The sequence below is a fragment of the Thermobifida halotolerans genome, from assembly GCF_003574835.2.
Lineage (GTDB): Bacteria > Actinomycetota > Actinomycetes > Streptosporangiales > Streptosporangiaceae > Thermobifida > Thermobifida halotolerans.
On record NZ_CP063196.1, the window covers coordinates 1,566,997 to 1,583,896 of the forward strand.

A 16,900-nucleotide genomic window follows, 5' to 3' on the forward strand; every position below is an offset into this window, starting at 1 on the left:
CCGCGTGTCCGCGCGCGGAGGAACGTGGCTGCGGCGGCACGGACGTCGACAAAGGGGAGACGTCCGCGCCGCCGCGAGGGAAAAACCAGCGAGTACGCGTCGGAAGCGGTGCTGGACTCCCGTCCGGAAACTCTACTCTCCCGTGAGGGTAGACATGAACGGCGGGCCCCGCGGGAACCGCCGAGGAGCGTTCAGTTCTGTTCTTCGATGCCTCCGGCGAGGAGGGGTTCCATGAGCAGGGTGGGGTGGTCGCGTTGGATGACCTTGAGGCGCCACTTGTTGTGGACCAGGACCAGCAGCGCGTTGTCGGAGCGGCGGGTCAGGACCTCCGCGCCCGACAGGCCGTGCAGGACGGGGGCGGAGTCGGGGTCGGTGCGTCGGGCCAGGCCGTAGTCCAGGTGTGCCAGTTCCACCGGGGCGCGGAACTCGTGTTCCATGCGGTGGCGTACCACGTCGAACTGCAGTGGGCCGACCGCGGCCAGTACCGGGGCCTGTTCGCCGCGCACGTCGGAGACCAGCACCTGGACCACGCCTTCGGAGTCGAGTTGGGCGATGCCGCGGCGGAACTGCTTGTAGCGGCCCGAGTCCAGGGCGCGGGCCACCGCGAAGTGTTCGGGCGCGAAGCTGGGAATGGGGGGAAACTCCACCTTCGGCCCGTCGTAGAGGGTGTCGCCCACCCGCAGGGATTGGGCGTTGACCAGCGCGATCACGTCTCCGGGGTAGGCGGTGTCCACCGTGTGGCGCTCGCTGCCGAACACCGCCTGGGTGTACTTGGTGGCGAACGGGCGGCCCGTGGCGGCGTGGGTGAGGACCATGCCCCGGTCGAAGCGGCCGGAGCAGACGCGTACGAACGCCATCCGGTCGCGGTGCTGCTTGTCCATGTTGGCCTGCATCTTGAACACGAATCCGGCGAACGGCGCCTCCACCGGGCGGGGCGCGCCGGTGGTGTCGGTGCGCGCCGAGGGCGCGGGGGCCAGGTCGATGAGGGTGCGCAGCAGGTGGGACACCCCGAAGTTGGGCAGGGCGGCGCCGAACAGCACGGGCGAGGACCTGCCCGCCAGGAACGACGCCTCGTCGAAGTCGGCGCCGATCTCGTCCAGCAGGTCGAGTTCCTCGGTGGCCTGGTGCCAGGCGGGGCCTTCCAGTTCGGCGGCCGCGGCGTGGTCGAGGGTCTGCTCCAGGGCGCGGGTGGCGCCGCCGGGGGTGCGGTGCAGTCGGGTGTAGGTGTTGTCGCGGGTGCGGTCGATCAGGCCGCGGAAGTCTCCGGCGATGCCCACCGGCCAGTTCAGGGGGGTGGGGCGCAGTCCGATGCGCTGCTCGATCTCGTCGAGCAGTTCCAGGGGTTCGCGGCCGGGCCGGTCCCATTTGTTGACGAACGTGATGACCGGGATGTTGCGGTTGCGGGCCACGTCGAACAGTTTCAGGGTCTGGGGTTCCAGGCCCTTGGCCGAGTCCAGCAGCATCACCGCGCAGTCCACCGCGGCCAGTACCCGGTAGGTGTCCTCGGAGAAGTCGGCGTGGCCGGGGGTGTCCAGCAGGTTGAGTACCCGGTCGTCGTAGTCGATGCGCAGTGCGGCGGAGGTGATGGAGATGCCGCGGGCCTGTTCCATGTCCATCCAGTCCGAGGTCACGCCCCGCCGGTCGCCCTTGCCGTGCACGGCTCCGGCCGAGGTGATCGCCGCCGCGTGCAGGGCCAGGGCCTCGGTCAACGTCGACTTGCCCGCGTCCGGATGCGAGATCACCGCGAACGTACGCCGCCGCCCCGCCTCGTTCCGGATCTCGGCTGTCACCCGGTGCCCGGACGTGTCCGCTGGTGCGCTCAACGACTGCTCCTCTTCCTCGCTCAGGGGCGGGTGCCGATCTTGTTCCGTTGCGCGCGCAGCCGATCGCCGAACTCCTCCGCCATGGCCAGTTGTTCGCGCAGTGCGGTGCAGCGTGCCTCGATCGCCTCCTCGAACAGATCGAGTCGGGCGGTCAGTGCGGCGCGCTCGCGTTCGTCGGCCGCACCGGATTCGAGTCGGTCGATGACGTCCAGCAGGTCGCGGGTCTCCTCCAGGCTGAACTCCAGCGGTTTCATCCGCTTGATCAGCAGGAGTCGTTCCACGTCGGACTCGGTGTAGAGGCGGAAGCCCCCCTTGGAGCGCGCGGACGGCTCGACCAGGCCCACCTCGCCGTAGTAGCGGATCGTCCGCAGCGACAGGCCCGTGCGTTCGGCCACCTCGCCGATCTGCATGTGGTCCCTGTGCATCGGACCACCTCCTCAACAAATCTACCCTAACGTTATGGACGACTTTCCGCGATCCGGTCGCCGAAGTACCGCCGACTGACGCGTAGCCGACCCGGACTGGTAGGAGAGCCTGCCACAGATCGGTCGGGCATCCCCGCCGCAGTCCGGCCTCTCTACTCTTACGTAAGGGTAGACTCCGGGAGGGGTGGCGCGCCCTCCGGCTCGGCGCCCGGGGCCCCGCACGGTACGCCACCGGTTCGGGACAGCCGCCTTCCCCAGGCAACGGCGACCTCGAAGGGAAAGAACCATGGCGACCTACCGCCTCCGGCTCCGCGACGGTTCCACGGTCACCCACCGGGCCCTGCGGATCCGCACCGACGCCACCACCCTCTACCTGGAGGACCGGGCCGCCGGGGCCTGGCGCCCCGTCGTCGACTACCGGCTCGACGACGTCGAACGGCTGCAACGCCGGTTCGTCGAGAACAACGGGAGCTGGGTCTGGATGGAGGAGCGCCTCTCCGTCTCGCGGACCGGCCACCGGCCCTGGCGGGACTCCGCTCCCCCGAACCCCTCCGGCCAGGTCGGCTGACGGACGAAAAGCCCCGCCCCTCAGGGGTCCGGAGCGCTGTGGAACCGGTGGCCGGCCCGCGCCGCTTCGCGGCGGACGCCGCCGCGCGGCCCCGCCGCCTCAGGGACGGAGTCCGCGCAGGGAGGCGGGCAGCGGTTCGGCGTGGACGATGTGCAGACCGCTCACCGCACGGGTCAGGGCCACGTAGAGACGGTTGAGGCCGCGCGGTTCGGCGGTGACGATCCGGGCCGGTTCGGCGACGACGACCGAGTCGAACTCCAGTCCCTTGGCGAGGGTGGCGGGCACGCACACCAGCCGGGCGGACTCCAGCGCGTCCTCGTCCGCACCGAGCAGCGCGGGCTCCAGCCCCTCGGCGGACAGCCGCTCACGGATGGCGGGAACGTCGGAGTCGGCTGCGACGAGGCCGACGGAACCGTCGCCCCCGAGCGCCTCCCGGCAGGCCGACACGAGCGCGTCGAAGTAGTCGCTCCCGGCGGCCTCGGTGACCCGCAGCGCTCCGGGGGCCTGCCGCACTCCGGTGGGCGCTCCCAGGCCGGGAGCGATCTTTGGGAGCAGCCGCGCGGCGTAGTCGATGATCTGCGCCGGGACTCGGAACCCGCGGTCGAGGACCGCCAGGCGGGCGTCGGGCTGGCCGAGGTGGGCCAGCAGGGTCGACCAGTCGTCGACCGCCGCCGGGCTGGTGCCCTGGGCGATGTCGCCGAGCACGGTGAGCGACCCCCGGGCGCAGCGGCGTCCGAGGGCCCGGCACTGCATCGGGCTGAGGTCCTGGGCCTCGTCGACGACGATGTGGCCCAGCGTCGACGGCCGCTCGATCAGGGCGGCGGCCTCGTCGATGAGCGCCAGGTCCTCGACGGACCAGCGCGCCGACTTCGGACCGCGCGGCCGCCCGGGCAGCAGGATCGCCTCCTGCTCCTCGTCGGTGAGGATGCCCCCGGCGGCGCGGGCGAGTCGGTCGCGGTCGGTGAGCAGGCCCAGGACCAGGCGGACCGGGTCGGCCTTGGGCCACATCTTCCGGGCGGCGGCGCCGATCGCCCGGTTGCGGCGCAGTTCGCTGAGCGTGCGCGCCTCGTAGGGCTCGCCGGAGAACTCGATCCGCTGCATCACCAGGTGGGCGAGGCGCTGGGCGAGCAGGGTCGGCCCCGCCCCGTAGCCGATGCCGCGCTCCCGCAGTTCGGTGAGGACCTCGGCCAGTTCGTCGGGGTAGAGGCGCCACCTGCGCGCGCCCTTCGAGACGACCAGGGCCTCCTCGAGCGGCCGCGGCTGCGCCCACAGATCCCGGAAGACGACCTCGGCCATGCGGGCGTCGCCCTTGATCCGGGCGGCGTGCGGCTCCTCGACCCGGGAGACGGGGACCCGGCCGATCAGCTCCTCGACGGTGGTCTGGCGCACCCCGACCTCGCCGAGCGCGGGCAGCACGTTGCGGATGTAGGACAGAAAGGAGCGGTTCGGTCCGACGATGGCCACGCCGCCGTCCTGGCGCAGCCGGTCCCGTTCGGTGTAGAGCAGGAAGGCGACGCGGTGCAGGCCCACGGCGGTCTTGCCGGTGCCCGGGGCGCCCTGTACGCACAGCGCGGGCCGCATCGGTGCGCGGACCAGTTCGTCCTGCTCCGGTTGGATGGTGGCGACGATGTCGCGCATCGGCCCGGAACGGGGGCGTTCGATCTCCGCGGTCAGCAGCGCACCGGCCGCGTCGGACGCCTCCCCTTCCCCGGGGGCGGACAGCGGCTCGTCCTCGTAGGCGGTCAGCTCCGCGGAGTCGGAGAACCCGTAGCGGCGGCGCAGCAGTACTCCCTGCGGGTCGTCGCGGCCGGCCCGGTAGAACGCGGCGGAGACCGGCGCACGCCAGTCGATGACCAGGGCGTCGCCGTCGGCGTCGTGCACGTGCCGCCGCCCGATGTAGACCCGGTCGGCGTCGGGGGCGCGCACGGGCGAGGACGAGTCGGCGGGCCCGCTCTCGTAGACGGTGCCGGGCGGGTAGTCGAGCCGTCCGAAGAACAGCGGGACGTCGGGCAGGTCGACCAGGGCGTCGGCCCGCCGCTGGCGGTCCATGACCAGCAGCCGGTTGGTGAAGGTGTAGTCGGCGTCCTCGGAGCTGTCCTGCACGGTCTCGGTGGTGACGACGTCCTCGTGCATGCGCCGCAGGGCGGCGCGCGCCTCGGAGAGGAAGGCGCGTTCGGCCCGGATCTCGGGATCGAGCTCGAAAGAGGGCACGGTCTCGGACATGGTGGAGACGACCTCGGTGCTTGTCGGAGCGGTGGACTGCGGGGCGGTGGGGGCCGGACGGCCGGCGCGCCGGGGGGGCGGCGCGTGCCCGCGGGGCCTGGATCGCCGTCGTGACCGGGGGCTACCGCCACGCAAACTCTACCCTTACGTTAGACACATTTCGCCGCGCCGGTACGGCTGCTCCTCCACCGCGGCCCGTGGGACGCGGCCGTGCCACCGGCCCCGGACCGGGACGCGCACCGGCCGGGGCGGCCCGGGACAGAAGCGCCGAGGAGGCCTCCGCAGCCGTCGCCGTGCCCCTCCACCGCCCCGGTGCCTCTAGGACAGCACGGTCAGGAACGGCCCCGCGGCGACGCCCAGGGCCACCGACAGCGCCGCCGCGGCGACCGCCACCGCGGCGGCGCCACGCCCCTGCGGTCCGGCGCCTGCCGCCGGTCCGCGGCCGTCGTCGGACGGGACCCGCCGAAACAGCGGGAGAACCCACCGCAGGTAGTAGAAGAGGCTGGCGACGGTGTTGGCGAGCGCCACCACCACGAGCCAGACCAGACCCGCGTCGAAGGCGGCGGTGAAGACGGTGAGCTTGCCCACGAACACCGCCGTCGGCGGCGTACCCACCAGGCCCAGCAGGCAGACGACGAGACCGAGGGACAGCCACGGGCGGCGGCGGAACAGCCCTGTGAAGTCGCCGAGGTCGCGCGCTTCGGGCAGGGCGCACACGACGGCGAAGGCCCCGAGGTTGGTGACCGTGTAGGCGGCGAGGTAGAACAGCAGGCCCGGCAGCGCGAGCCCGGTCCCGACCGCCGCGACCGCCGTGAGCAGGTAACCGACCTGGCCGACGGTGGAGTAGGCGAGCAGGCGGCGCGCGTTGTCCTGGAAGAAGGCCGCGAGGTTGCCCAGGCTCATCGTGGCCGCGGCCACCAGCGCGACCAGCGGCGGCCAGTCCACCTCCACCCCCGCCAGCACCTGCCCGCCCAGCCGGAACAGCGCCGCCAGCGCGCCGACCTTGGGCACGGTGGTGACGAACGCGGCCACCGGCGCCGACGCGCCCTCGGTGACGTCGGGAACCCAGAAGTGCGCGGGCACGCCCCCGGCCTTGAACAGCAGCCCACCGGCGACCGCGACCGCGCCGACGGCGACGAGGGCTCCGGACGCGTCGGGCAGGCGCCGCGCCAGCTCGGTGTAGCCGGTGGCGCCCCCGGCGCCCAGCAGGAGGGCGGCGCCCACCAGCAGCACGACGGTGAAGAGCGCGCCCATCAGGTAGTACTTCAGGGCCGCCTCGGTGCCTCGGGCGTCCTTGCCGAACCCGGCGAGGGCGTACAGCGGGATGCTGGCGAGCAGGTAGCCGACGGCCAGCACCAGCAGGTCGCCCGCCCCCGCGACAACGATCGTGCCGAGCGCGCCGAGGAGCAGCAGCACGTGGTACTCCGTCTCCCGGCGGTGGCCCGCCACCCGGTCGGCCGACAGCAGGACGACCAGCGCGGTCCCGGCCAGCACGACGGCGCGCACGGCGTGCAGCAGCACGTCCAGCACGTAGGTCCCCGAGGCCGTGGCCTGCGGGGGTCGGCCCGCGAGGACGATCGTGGCGGCCAGGGCGACGGCCAGTGCGGAGAGGGCGAGCAGCCGCACGATCCACTGGCGGTGGCGGGGCAGCCAGCCGCCCAGCAGCAGTCCGGTGACGGCCGCCACCGCCACGGCGGCCTCCGGCACGAGCGCGACCGGGTCGACTCCTCCCATGCCGCTCACCGGACCACCACCGCCGCGACCGCCCGCGCGGCCGGGTCGATGACGTCCAGCAGGAACCACGGCAGCAGGCCGACGGCCACCGACAGTGCCGTCAGCGCCGCGATCGGCACCGCCTCGAAGGCACGCAGGTCGGTGACGCGGGTGTTGTCCGGGGTCCGCTCCGCGCCGAGGAACAGCCGTTGCAGCGCCCGCAGGAACAGCGCCGCGGTGAGCAGGATGCCGACCAGGGCCAGTGCGGTGGGCACCGGCGCCGGTCCCAGACTGCCGGTGAAGATCTGGAACTCGGCGATGAATCCGGAGAGCCCGGGCAGACCGAGCGCGCCGAACGCGGCCACGGCCGTCAGCGCCGCGAACCGGGGCGCCGGGGCGGCCAGACCTCCGTAGGAGGCCATGTCGTAGGTTCCGGCCCGCGCGTACAGGACCCCGGAGAGCAGGAACAGGGCACCGGTGAGCAGGCCGTGGCTGACCATCTGCGTCACCGCGCCGGTGACCGCCACCGCGGCCGCGTCCGCCTCGGCCCCGGTGGCCAGCCCGGCCGCGCCCAGTCCCAGCAGGATGTAGCCCATGTGGTTGACGGAGGTGTAGGCGACCATCCGCTTGAAGTCGGTCTGGGCCAGCGCGACCAGTGCTCCGTACAGCACCGAGACCACTCCCAGGGCCACGAACACCGAGGCGTGGGCGCGCCACGCCTCGGGCAGGACCGGCATGGCGATGCGGACGAAGCCGTAGGTGCCCATCTTCAGCAGCACCCCGGCCAGGATCGCCGAACCGGCCGCGGGCGCGTCGGTGTGGGCGGGCGGCAGCCAGGTGTGGAACGGCACCAGGGGGGTCTTGACCGCCAGACCGAGGGCCACGGCCAGCAGCACCAGGCCCCCGGCCGGGCCCCGGCCGTCCAGCGGGGTCTGGCGGGCCAGCTCCACCATGTCGAAGGTGCGCGGGTCGGCGGCCAGGTACAGGCCGATGAAGCCCAGCAGCAGCGCCAGCGACCCGACGAACGTGTACAGGAAGAACTGCAGCGCCGAGCGCGCGGCGGGGCCGTGGCCCCATCCGGCGATGACGAAGTACATGCCGACGATCGACAGGTCGAAGAAGACGAAGAACAGGATCAGGTCGAGCGCGACGAACAGGCCCAGCGACACCGTCTGCAGGAACAGGAACAGCGCGGCCTGACCGCGCACCCGCTCCGTCCGCCGCAGCGAGTACACCGCGCAGGCGCAGAACAGGACCGCCGTCATCGCCACCAGCGGCAGGGACAGGCCGTCCACCCCGATGTGGTAGCCGGAGCCGACGCTGGGGATCCAGCGCAGGTCCGTCTCGTAGGCGATCGGTCCGGCCGTACCGACCGCGGCTGAGGGGGAGCGGACGTAGCCGACCCACAGGCCGACGACCAGAGCCAGGTCCACGGCCGTCACCGCGATCCAGGTCCACGCGACCGTCCGGTCGCCCGGTCGGGGCAGCACGAGCAGCACCACGGCGGCGACCAGCGGCAAGAAGACCACGACGGAGAGCACGGATCACCCCAGCAGGACGAGCAGGACGAGCAGGACGGCCAGGAACGCCATGGCGGCAACGGCCTGGACGTAGTACTGGTGCAGCAGCCCGGTCTGCGGCCGCCGGGCCCACCGGCCCGCGGAGCGCAGCCCCGAGGCCACCGCGCGCACCGCGCCGTCCAGGCGCGGCTCGATCCGCGCGCCGGCGAGCCGGGCCAGGCGCACCCCGGCCGCGGCGCCCGAGCCGACCCCCGCCGCGAGAACCCGGTCGTCGAACGTCGCCAGCGCACGCGACACCGCCAGGACAGGCGCGACCGCACCGGTACGCGCGGCCCGCTCCAGCCACAGCCACTCCCGCGACCACCGCGGCCGTGCCCGCGCGGCCGCCCTGAGCGGGGCGGGGCTCCGGTCGCCGTGCGCCCACGCGACCGCCACGAGCACCGCGACGGCGAGCGTCCCCGAGACAACCATCTCTCCGACGCCCGGCGAGGCGGCGCCCTCCTGCCCCAGCAGGCCGCGCCACCACGCGGCCAGCGGCGGCAGCGCCACCACGCCGAGCCCGGCAGCCGCCGCGGCCAGCACCGGAAGCGGAATCCGCTCGGAGGCGGGCACCCGGCCCGCCTCCGAGCGGGGGGCCGGGGCCGACCACACGGCCACCAGAGCCCTGGCGGCGTAGGCGGCGCTGACCGCCGAGGCGGCCAGGCCGGCGGCGTAGAGCGCCCCCGACGCCGCCAGGGCGGCTGCCAGCACCTCGTCCTTGGCCACCCAGACCGCCAGCGGCGGCAGCCCGCCCACGGCGAGCGCCCCCACCGAGAACACCGCGCCGACCAGTGGACGGCGGCGGGCCGCGCCGCGCAGTTCCCGGAGATCCTGGGTGCCCAGCGTGGTCAGCCAGGCACCCGCGGAGAGGAAGAGCAGGCTCTTGGCCGCCGCGTGCGCGGCGAACTGCAGCGCGCCTCCGCCGAGGGCGCCCACTCCGGCGGCCAGCACCACGAACCCCAGTTGCGAGCAGGTCGAGGCGGCCAGCAGTTGCTTGAGGTCGCGCTGGACGTAGGCCACCGCGCCCATCAGCAGGGCGGTGAGCACGCCGATCCAGGCTGAGGCCGACGCGGCCCAGCCCGTGGCGGCCAGCGCGGGGTGGACGCGCAGTAGCAGATACCCTCCGGCCGCGACCATCGTCGCCGAGTGCAGCAGCGCGGAGACCGGGGTGGGACCGGCCATCGCGCGGGACAGCCAGAAGCTGAACGGCAGTTGCGCGGACTTGCCCAGCGCGGCGACCAGCAGACCGGCGACCGCGGCGTCGCGCCACGCGCCGCCGAGGCCGGGCAGCGCCGCCAGCTCCAGGGCCGCCGCGCCACCGGCCAGGGCCGCCCCCGCCGCCAGGTACATGCCCAGGTCGGCGGTGCGCGTGGTGAGGAAGGCGACGGCCGCCGAACGCCCCCGAGCGGGATCGCGCCACCAGTAGGCGATGAGCGCGTAGGAGACCGCGCCCATGACCTCCCACGCGACGAGCAGCCCCAGCAGGTCGACGGCGGTGACCGTGGCCAGCATGGCCGAGGCGAACAGCAGCAGGAAGCCGTGGTAGCGGGCGCGCGCCTGATTCGGCCCGAGGTCTCCGACGGAGAACACCGCCACGGCCGCGAACACCGCGGTGACCGTGGTCACCCCCACCGCCGCCAGCCCGTCGACGGCGAAGGCGACGCCGATCGAGGGCAGCGCCGCAACCGGGAGCGTCGGCGCGGTGACCGCCGCCGCCACGCCCAGTCCGACCAGGAGCACCGCCACGGCCACGGCCAGCGGCGCGGCCACGGTGTCGGCCCGGCGCCCCGACACCAGCAGCGCGGCCCCGGCCAGTGCGGGCAGTGCGAGCAGAATCCCCAGTACCACGGCGACCGCCTCAGTCCCGCAGGTCGGCGGCGGAGTCGACCATGTCGACGTCGCGGGCCCGGAAGATGGCGGTGGCCACGGCGAACCCGACCGCCATCTCCACCGCCATGGCGGTGATCGCCACCAGCACGAGCACCTGCCCGTCGGGGCGGTCGGCCGACAGGTGGAACCAGAACGCGGCGGCCGCCACGATCACGGCGTTGACCATCAGCTCCAGGCCCATCATGATCATGACGACGCCCTGCTGGCTGAGCGCCCCGTACAGGCCGACCGCCAGCAGCGCGGCCGCCAGCAGCAGGAACAGTTCCAGGCTCACCGGCCCACACCTTTACGGACGGGGGCGTCGGCCGCGCCGCGCCGCAGGTCGTCGCCGTAGCGGTCGTAGCGGCCGCGGTCGGTGGCCAGCACGACCGCGGCGACCATCGTGGCGAACAGCACCATGCCGACGACGACCATCACGAGCATGTGCGAGCCCATCAGCGCCGCACCCAGCGACTCCGTCGGGTCCGGTGGTGGGGCCGCTCCGGCCTCAGGCCAGGGCACCAGCCAGATCCCGGCGGCAAGGGCGGTGAACACGGCGACGGACACCGCCAGGGCGCCCCGCCGGTTGTGCACCATGGCCATCGGTGTCAGCCCGGCCGGGTTCATCATGTACATGATCATGAAGACGGCCATGACCAGCATCTCCATGACCATCATCAGGATGATGAGGACCCCCAGGTAGGACAGGTCCAGCAGCAGCAGCACGGCCACCCCGGTGAACACGAACGAGGCCAGCAGCGCGAACGTCGCGCGGGCCATGGAGTCCACCCGGAACACCGCGATCCCGGCGGCCACGGCGCCCACCGCGCAGACCATGAAGACGACCATTTCCCCCATCGGCGGTCACACCCATTCCAGGAGCACGAACACGGACACGGCCAGCGCCTGCAGCAGCGTCACCGGCAACAGCACCACCCAGCCGACCTCCACGAAGCGGTCCACGCGCACCGTGGGCAGCCGGTGCGCCAGCCACACCAGCACCGCGAGCACCGCCGCGGTCTTGAGCAGCGACCACAGCCAGTCCGGCAGCAGCGGTCCCGCGCCGCCGCCCAGGAACAGCGGGACCGCCATGGCCGAGGCCGCGGCGAGCATCAGGTAGCGGCCGGTGCGCAGCACCAGGGCGTCCACCCCCGACAACTCGGCGGCCACACCGCCCGCCACGTCCCGCCCCACCGCCTGGTCGAGGGGCCCCCAGAACGCCATCGCCAGCGCCGAGAGCAGGTAGACGGCGAACGCCACCGGCATCACCGCGGCGAACCACACGTCCTGCTGCGCGGCGACGATGTCACCGACCCGCAGCGACCCGGCCCCCACCGCCGCCGTGATCAGCGCGAACATGTGCGGCAGTTCGTAGGCCAGCCCCAGCGCCAGGAACCGGTAGGCGCCCAGCAGCCCCCACACCGAGTCGGCGCCCCAGCCCGCCAGCCACACCGCGGCCCAGATCAGCACCTCCATGGCGTTGAACCAGACCACGCCGACCGACAGGTCGCCGACCACCCGGCCGCCGAGCGGAACCACCAGCACGGCCATGGTCGCGGCCACGGGGACCAGCGCCACGCCCGACTGCCGCAGCAGCGTGTCGGCCCCGGGAACCGAGCGGCGCTGCCCCACCAGCAGCCGCGCCGCCTCGCGTCCCGGGGCGGCCAGGCCCGCGGTCGGCGCTGCTCCGGCGGCGTGCGCGCGCAGCAGCGCCGCGAGGGCCGCCGCCCCGTAGGCGAGGACGGCGAGCAGCAACGGGGCGGCCACGGCGCCCCACACGGGGGTCTCAACCACGGGCCGCCTCCGGTTCGTGGGTGGCGAGCGCCTCCAGGTCGGGGTCCAGGGAGGCCACGGTCAGCCGCGCTCCGGCCAGTTCCTGACCGACCAGCAGTTCCGGCAGCGCCGCCAGCGCGGCGCGCGCGTGCTCGGCCCGCTCCCGGCCCGGCGGCCGGGCCGCTTCCCGAGCGGACGGCGCCGCGAGGACCACGGCCGCCACGTCGTCGAGCCAGCGCGTCCACCGCGCCGTGGCGTCGCCCCGCAGGGGTTCGGGAAAGTGCGCGGGCGCCGGTCCCGTGCCGTCGGTCGTCCAGCGCAGCAGCCGGGAGCGGCGCACCCGCCGCACCCACCGGATGTGGCGGGCGCGCGGCCGCCACGGCCCCGGGGCCAGCAGGTCGTCGCGCAGCAGTCGGAACGCCGCGGCCGCGTCGGGCCATCCGGCCACGGCGAGCAGCCGCTGCAGCGAGTCGGCAGCGGCCGCCGCGCGGGTGCGTGTCCAGTCGGGCCGCCCGTCCGCGTCCGGCACGGGGGCGTCCCAGAACGGGGGACCGTCCGGTTTCCCCACGGTCGAGACCTCGGCCTGCTGCACCACGTCGCCCTGGAGCACCGTCCGCACCAGCAGACCGCTCGGCCAGTCGGGCAGCGCCGGTCCCAGCGCGACGTGCAGCCGGTCCAGTTTCAGCCCGTCGCGGTCGGGACCCCGCTGCGCCATCGCCAGGCCACCGGGCATCTTCATGCCCCCGCCGTGCGTCCCGTGCCCGTCGTGCGTTCCGTGGTCGTCGTGGCCGCCGTGTGTCCCGTGGTCGTCGTGGCCGTCGTGTGTTCCGTGGCCGCCGTGTGTCCCGTGGTCGTCGTGGCCGTCGTGTGTTCCGTGGCCGCCGTGCGTCCCGTGGTTGCCGTGTCCCTGCTGCTCCTCGTCTCCCCGCGGGGCGCGGGGTTCCGGCGGTCCGGGGCGGGAGGCCGCGTCGCGGCGCTGGGCGGCGACGTCGTGCAGTTCGGCCCGCGCCCGGTCGAGGCGGCGGGCGGCCTCGTGCGCGGAGACCACACGTACGCGGGCGCGCGGACCGGGCATCTGGTCCCACAGCCGGTCGACGGCCTCCTCCGCCTCCGGACCGCCGGAGCCGCACACCACCAGCAGGTCCGCGTCGATCGGGGTGAGCGCCCGCCGCCAGCCGCGCTCGCGCAGCACCCGCTCCACGGCCAGCCGGGCCTCCGTCCCGCCGACGGCGGCGACCAAGAAGACGCGGGGGAGGGACCACCGCAGCAGGCGCTCGGTCAGGTCCACCGGAAGACCCCCTCCCGCCAGGCGTAGACGACGGCCGCGACCAGGACCGCGAGGAAGAGGAACATCTCGACCACGGCCCCGGCCCCCATCTCGCCGACGACGAGGACCCACGGGTACATGAAGACCATCTCCATGTCGAAGGCCAGGAAGAGCATCGCCACCGCGTACCAGCGCACGTGGTGGCGCGAGACCGCGTGCTCGCGCACCGGCATCCCCGACAGGAAGGGGGCTCGCACCAGCGGCTCACGCCCCACGCGCACCAGGGAGGCGACGCCGTGGAGCCCGAGAGGCACCGCGACGGCCACCCCGAGCAGGGGCAGCGCGACCCAGAAGGAGTCCACCGATCCGCCTCCCCTCCGTGTCCGGACAGCCACCGAGAACGGCTTCCCGGAACGCGGGCGGATCATGCGCCGTGCGCGGCAGCGGATCGGACACGGTGGCGGACCGGCCTGACCCGGTGACGGATCCGTGCCCGGACGCGGACCCAGAACCGGTGCCGGAAGGTCGGGAGAGGCGGCGGGGCGTTCCGGGGATGGGGTTCGGGGCACCCCGACCACGGGGCTGCGGGGGCATGTGGTGCTGGTGGGCTGTGGTGGGGCGGGTCGTCCCGGGGCCGGGGTGCTGTGGTGCGGGCCTGCCGGGAAGGCGGGGGCACGGGCGGGTCGGCGCCGGGGCGCCTCCCCGTTCCTGCGCCAGCCCGTGGCGGGGCCGCCCGGGGGTCTGGAACACCTCGCCCGCCCGGCTTCCCGGTATCGGACTCAGAACCGGTCGATCTCGGTCAGGTCGATCGTGATGTCGAAGGGCACGGTCACGTCGAGCCGGTCGTGGAAGATTCCGGTCAGCGCGTAGGCGGCGGTGGCGGGGTCGAGCTGGTAGACGTAGACCGTCGGTCCGCCCGAGACGTTCTCCACCCGCCAGAAGTGCGGGATGCCCGCCGCCGCGTACAGTTGCGGTTTGCGTTCGCGGTCGCGCACCTGGGATTCGGGGGAGACGACCTCCACGGCGAGTTCGACCGCGTCGGGGCGGTAGAAGGTCTGCCCGTCGCTCTCGTCTCCGGCGCGGACCACCAGCAGGTCGGGTTCGGGACGCTGGCGCGGCCCCAGCACCACGCTCATCTCGCGCCGGACGCGCAGGTGGCGGGGGAGGGCCCGGCGCAGTCCCACCTCCAGCAGGGACAACACCAGGGAGTGGAAGAGTGTCTGCGGGCTCACCAGGACGAGGCTTCCGTCGATCAGTTCGGTGTGCGGGGGGAGGTCGGGCAGCCGGTCGAGGTCGGCGGCGGTGAACCCGTCGGGCGGGGGAAACAGCCAGTCGGGGATGGGCTGGGCGTTCACCGGTCCCCTCCTTGATCGGTTCGTGACGCGCGCGTCATACAGGGTAGCCGACGAGGGGGTTTCGGCGCGGACGAGCGTACCCTGGAACGTCGCGGCGACCGGGAAGGGGGACACGGCGTGCGGGTGCTCATCGTGGACAACCACGACTCCTACACCTACAACCTCTTCCAGCTGTTCGCCCGGACCCTCGGCGCCGAACCACTGGTCGTCGCCAACGACGACGCGCGATGGCGGAGCCTGGACCCGACCGACTTCGACGCCGCGGTGATCTCCCCCGGTCCCGGCACCCCGCGGCGCGCGGGCGACCTGGAGCAGGCGGTGCGGGTGCTGGCCGAGCCGGACCTGCCCGTTCTGGGCGTGTGCCTGGGCCACCAGGCGCTCGCCCACCACGAGGGAGCCGTGGTCACCGCGGCCCCCGCTCCCCGGCACGGCCATCTGAGCCGGGTGCGCCACGACGGCTCCGAGCTGTTCACCGGTGTCCCGCAGGACTTCACCGCGGTGCGCTACCACTCGCTGCACGTCGCCGAACCGCTGCCCGGGACCCTGGAGGCCACCGCGTGGGCCGAGGACGGCGTGGTCATGGCGCTGCGCCACCGCGCCCTGCCGCGATGGGGGGTGCAGTTCCACCCCGAGTCCGTGGCCAGCGAGCACGGCCGCGTCCTCGTCGCCAACTTCGCCCGCCTGGCCGCCCGCCACCGCCGCGTCGCCGCGGGCCGTCCGGGGAGGTCCGAGAACCGGGCAGGCACGGCCGCGGCGAGGACGCCCGCCCCCGCCCCGCGACCCCCGAGCACCCGAAGCGACCCCGCCACCCCGGAAGGACGCCGGGAGGCGCGGGCCGAAACCCCCTCGGAGGCGCGGTGGCCGCACCCCGGGGCGCTGCGGTTCCGGGTGCTGGAACGGGAGGTGGACGCCGAGGCGGTGTTCCTCGCCCGCTACGCCGAGCGCGAGTACGCCTTCTGGCTGGACAGCAGCCGCGTCGGCGGCACCGCGCGGTTCTCGTTCCTGGGCTGTGCCGACGGCCCGCGCGGCGAGGTGCTCACCTACCGGGTGGGCGACGGCGCGGTGCGGGTGCGGTCGGCCGACGGCGCGGTCAGAGACGAGCCCGGCACGATCTTCGACGTGCTCGACGCGCGCGTCGCCCCTGCCCCCGGCGCCCGCCCCGACCTGCCCTTCGACTTCGCCGGCGGCTACGTCGGCTACTTCGGCTACGAACTGAAGGCCGACTGCGGCGGCGCGGCCGCGCACCGCGCCGCCACCCCCGACGCGGTGTGGCTGCGCTGCGACCGCTTCGTGGCGGTCGACCACGTCGCGGGACGCACCTACCTGGTCGCCGCCGACGGCGACGACGACTGGCTGGCGGAGACCGAACGCGCTCTGGCCGGTCTGCGGCCCCTCCCGCCGCCGCCCGCGGCGCGCGGCGCGGACCCGGCGCGCTGGGCGGAGCGCTCCCGCGCCGACTACCTGGTCGACGTCAAGGAGTGCCTGAGCGAGCTGGCGGCGGGGGAGAGCTACGAGATCTGCCTGACCGCGCGGGTGCGGCTGCCCGCCCCCGCCGACGGCACCGCCTTCTACCGGAGGCTGCGCCGCACCGGTCCGGCCCCCTACGCGGCGCTGCTGCGGCTGGGGGAGACCACCGTGCACAGCGCCTCCCCGGAGCGCTTCTTGAGGGTGGGCCGCGACGGGACGGTGGAGAGCCGACCGATCAAGGGGACCGCGCCGCGCCACGGCGATCCGGACGTCGACGCCCGGCTGCGGGAGGAGTTGCGCCGCGACCCCAAGACGCGGGCGGAGAACCTGATGATCGTGGACCTGCTCCGCAACGACCTGGGCCGGGTCTGCGAGGTGGGCAGCGTCGAGGTGCCCGCGTTCCTGTACACCGAGTCCTACGCCACGGTGCACCAGCTGGTCTCCGCGATCCGGGGGCGGCTGCGCGCCGACCGGTCGGCGCTGGACGCGGTCCGGGCGTGCTTCCCGGCGGGGTCGATGACGGGGGCGCCCAAGGAGCGCACCATGCGGATCCTGGACCGGTTGGAGTCCAGCGCCCGGGGGGTGTACTCGGGGGCGCTGGGCTACCTGTCGTACTCGGGCACGGCCGATCTGAGCGTGGTGATCCGCTCCGCCGTCAGCCGTGCGGGGGAGTTGACGGTGGGGGCGGGAGGGGCGGTCGTGCTCGACTCGGTTCCCGAGCGGGAGCACGCCGAGATGCTGCTCAAGGCCGCCGTTCCGCTGCGGGGCCTGGAGACGGGACGAGCCCGTCCCGGCGCGGGGCCGGGACGGGCCGAGGCGGGGTGAAGGCGAGGAGGGGGCCCGCCCTCACCGCGCTCT

General features: G+C 74.2%; 14 protein-coding genes. 2 read left to right on the forward strand and 12 right to left on the reverse strand.

Features of this window, described 5'->3' with window-relative positions; genetic code table 11:
- Positions 1 to 191: 191 nt before the first annotated feature.
- Both NI17_RS06995 and NI17_RS07000 read right to left on the reverse strand, forming a co-directional pair.
- Complete coding sequence (locus NI17_RS06995; protein ID WP_243597646.1) at positions 192 to 1,823, reverse strand: peptide chain release factor 3; 1,632 nt, start codon at positions 1,821 to 1,823, stop codon at positions 192 to 194.
- A gap of 20 nt (positions 1,824 to 1,843) precedes the next feature.
- Positions 1,844 to 2,248, reverse strand: coding sequence for a MerR family transcriptional regulator (locus NI17_RS07000; RefSeq protein ID WP_068693466.1), 405 nt, complete (start codon positions 2,246 to 2,248; stop codon positions 1,844 to 1,846).
- A 286-nt stretch (positions 2,249 to 2,534) separates the two neighbouring features.
- Here NI17_RS07000 and NI17_RS07005 point away from each other — a divergent pair, with 286 nt between their 5' ends.
- Complete coding sequence (locus NI17_RS07005) at positions 2,535 to 2,816, forward strand: hypothetical protein (protein ID WP_068693464.1); 282 nt, start codon at positions 2,535 to 2,537, stop codon at positions 2,814 to 2,816.
- A 99-nt stretch (positions 2,817 to 2,915) separates the two neighbouring features.
- Here NI17_RS07005 and NI17_RS07010 read toward each other — a convergent pair whose 3' ends face one another.
- The 10 genes from NI17_RS07010 to NI17_RS07055 form a co-directional block, all read right to left on the reverse strand.
- Positions 2,916 to 5,039: a HelD family protein gene (locus NI17_RS07010; RefSeq protein WP_068693457.1), complete on the reverse strand. Its 2,124-nt coding sequence runs from the start codon at positions 5,037 to 5,039 to the stop codon at positions 2,916 to 2,918.
- 318 nt (positions 5,040 to 5,357) lie between these two features.
- Positions 5,358 to 6,773, reverse strand: a complete 1,416-nt coding sequence (locus tag NI17_RS07015; RefSeq protein WP_119267507.1) for an NADH-quinone oxidoreductase subunit N — start codon at positions 6,771 to 6,773, stop codon at positions 5,358 to 5,360.
- Between the two features lie 5 nt (positions 6,774 to 6,778).
- Complete coding sequence (locus NI17_RS07020; RefSeq protein ID WP_243597647.1) at positions 6,779 to 8,293, reverse strand: complex I subunit 4 family protein; 1,515 nt, start codon at positions 8,291 to 8,293, stop codon at positions 6,779 to 6,781.
- A 3-nt stretch (positions 8,294 to 8,296) separates the two neighbouring features.
- Positions 8,297 to 10,159: a proton-conducting transporter transmembrane domain-containing protein gene (locus NI17_RS07025; RefSeq protein WP_243597648.1), complete on the reverse strand. Its 1,863-nt coding sequence runs from the start codon at positions 10,157 to 10,159 to the stop codon at positions 8,297 to 8,299.
- 10 nt (positions 10,160 to 10,169) lie between these two features.
- Positions 10,170 to 10,475, reverse strand: a complete 306-nt coding sequence (nuoK, locus tag NI17_RS07030) for an NADH-quinone oxidoreductase subunit NuoK (protein ID WP_068693454.1) — start codon at positions 10,473 to 10,475, stop codon at positions 10,170 to 10,172.
- A complete protein-coding gene (locus tag NI17_RS07035) occupies positions 10,472 to 11,038 on the reverse strand; it encodes an NADH-quinone oxidoreductase subunit J (protein WP_068693453.1) in 567 nt (188 codons plus the stop codon). Before NI17_RS07035 ends, nuoK begins: the two co-directional genes overlap by 4 nt.
- Positions 11,039 to 11,044: 6 nt before the next feature.
- The gene (locus NI17_RS07040; RefSeq protein ID WP_068693445.1) at positions 11,045 to 11,974 is read right to left on the reverse strand and encodes a complex I subunit 1 family protein; all 930 of its coding nucleotides are present in this window, start codon (positions 11,972 to 11,974) and stop codon (positions 11,045 to 11,047) included.
- Positions 11,967 to 13,241 carry a hypothetical protein gene (locus NI17_RS07045; protein ID WP_243597649.1) on the reverse strand — a complete coding sequence of 425 codons (1,275 nt, stop codon included), beginning with the start codon at positions 13,239 to 13,241 and terminating at the stop codon, positions 11,967 to 11,969. Before NI17_RS07045 ends, NI17_RS07040 begins: the two co-directional genes overlap by 8 nt.
- Positions 13,232 to 13,582: an NADH-quinone oxidoreductase subunit A gene (locus NI17_RS07050; protein ID WP_068693443.1), complete on the reverse strand. Its 351-nt coding sequence runs from the start codon at positions 13,580 to 13,582 to the stop codon at positions 13,232 to 13,234. The genes NI17_RS07045 and NI17_RS07050 overlap by 10 nt, the downstream gene beginning before the upstream one ends.
- A gap of 417 nt (positions 13,583 to 13,999) precedes the next feature.
- Positions 14,000 to 14,575: a Uma2 family endonuclease gene (locus NI17_RS07055; RefSeq protein WP_068693441.1), complete on the reverse strand. Its 576-nt coding sequence runs from the start codon at positions 14,573 to 14,575 to the stop codon at positions 14,000 to 14,002.
- 117 nt (positions 14,576 to 14,692) lie between these two features.
- Here NI17_RS07055 and NI17_RS07060 point away from each other — a divergent pair, with 117 nt between their 5' ends.
- Positions 14,693 to 16,867 carry a chorismate-binding protein gene (locus tag NI17_RS07060; protein ID WP_119267681.1) on the forward strand — a complete coding sequence of 725 codons (2,175 nt, stop codon included), beginning with the start codon at positions 14,693 to 14,695 and terminating at the stop codon, positions 16,865 to 16,867.
- The last annotated feature ends 33 nt before the right edge of the window (positions 16,868 to 16,900 follow it).

Coding starts and splice junctions, on each gene's coding strand:
- NI17_RS07000 (WP_068693466.1), bottom strand. CDS start 2,248: ATGCACAGGGACCACATGCAGATCGGCGAGGTGGCCGAACGCACGGGC.
- NI17_RS07005 (WP_068693464.1), top strand. CDS start 2,535: ATGGCGACCTACCGCCTCCGGCTCCGCGACGGTTCCACGGTCACCCAC.
- NI17_RS07010 (WP_068693457.1), bottom strand. CDS start 5,039: ATGTCCGAGACCGTGCCCTCTTTCGAGCTCGATCCCGAGATCCGGGCC.
- NI17_RS07015 (WP_119267507.1), bottom strand. CDS start 6,773: ATGGGAGGAGTCGACCCGGTCGCGCTCGTGCCGGAGGCCGCCGTGGCG.
- NI17_RS07035 (WP_068693453.1), bottom strand. CDS start 11,038: ATGGGGGAAATGGTCGTCTTCATGGTCTGCGCGGTGGGCGCCGTGGCC.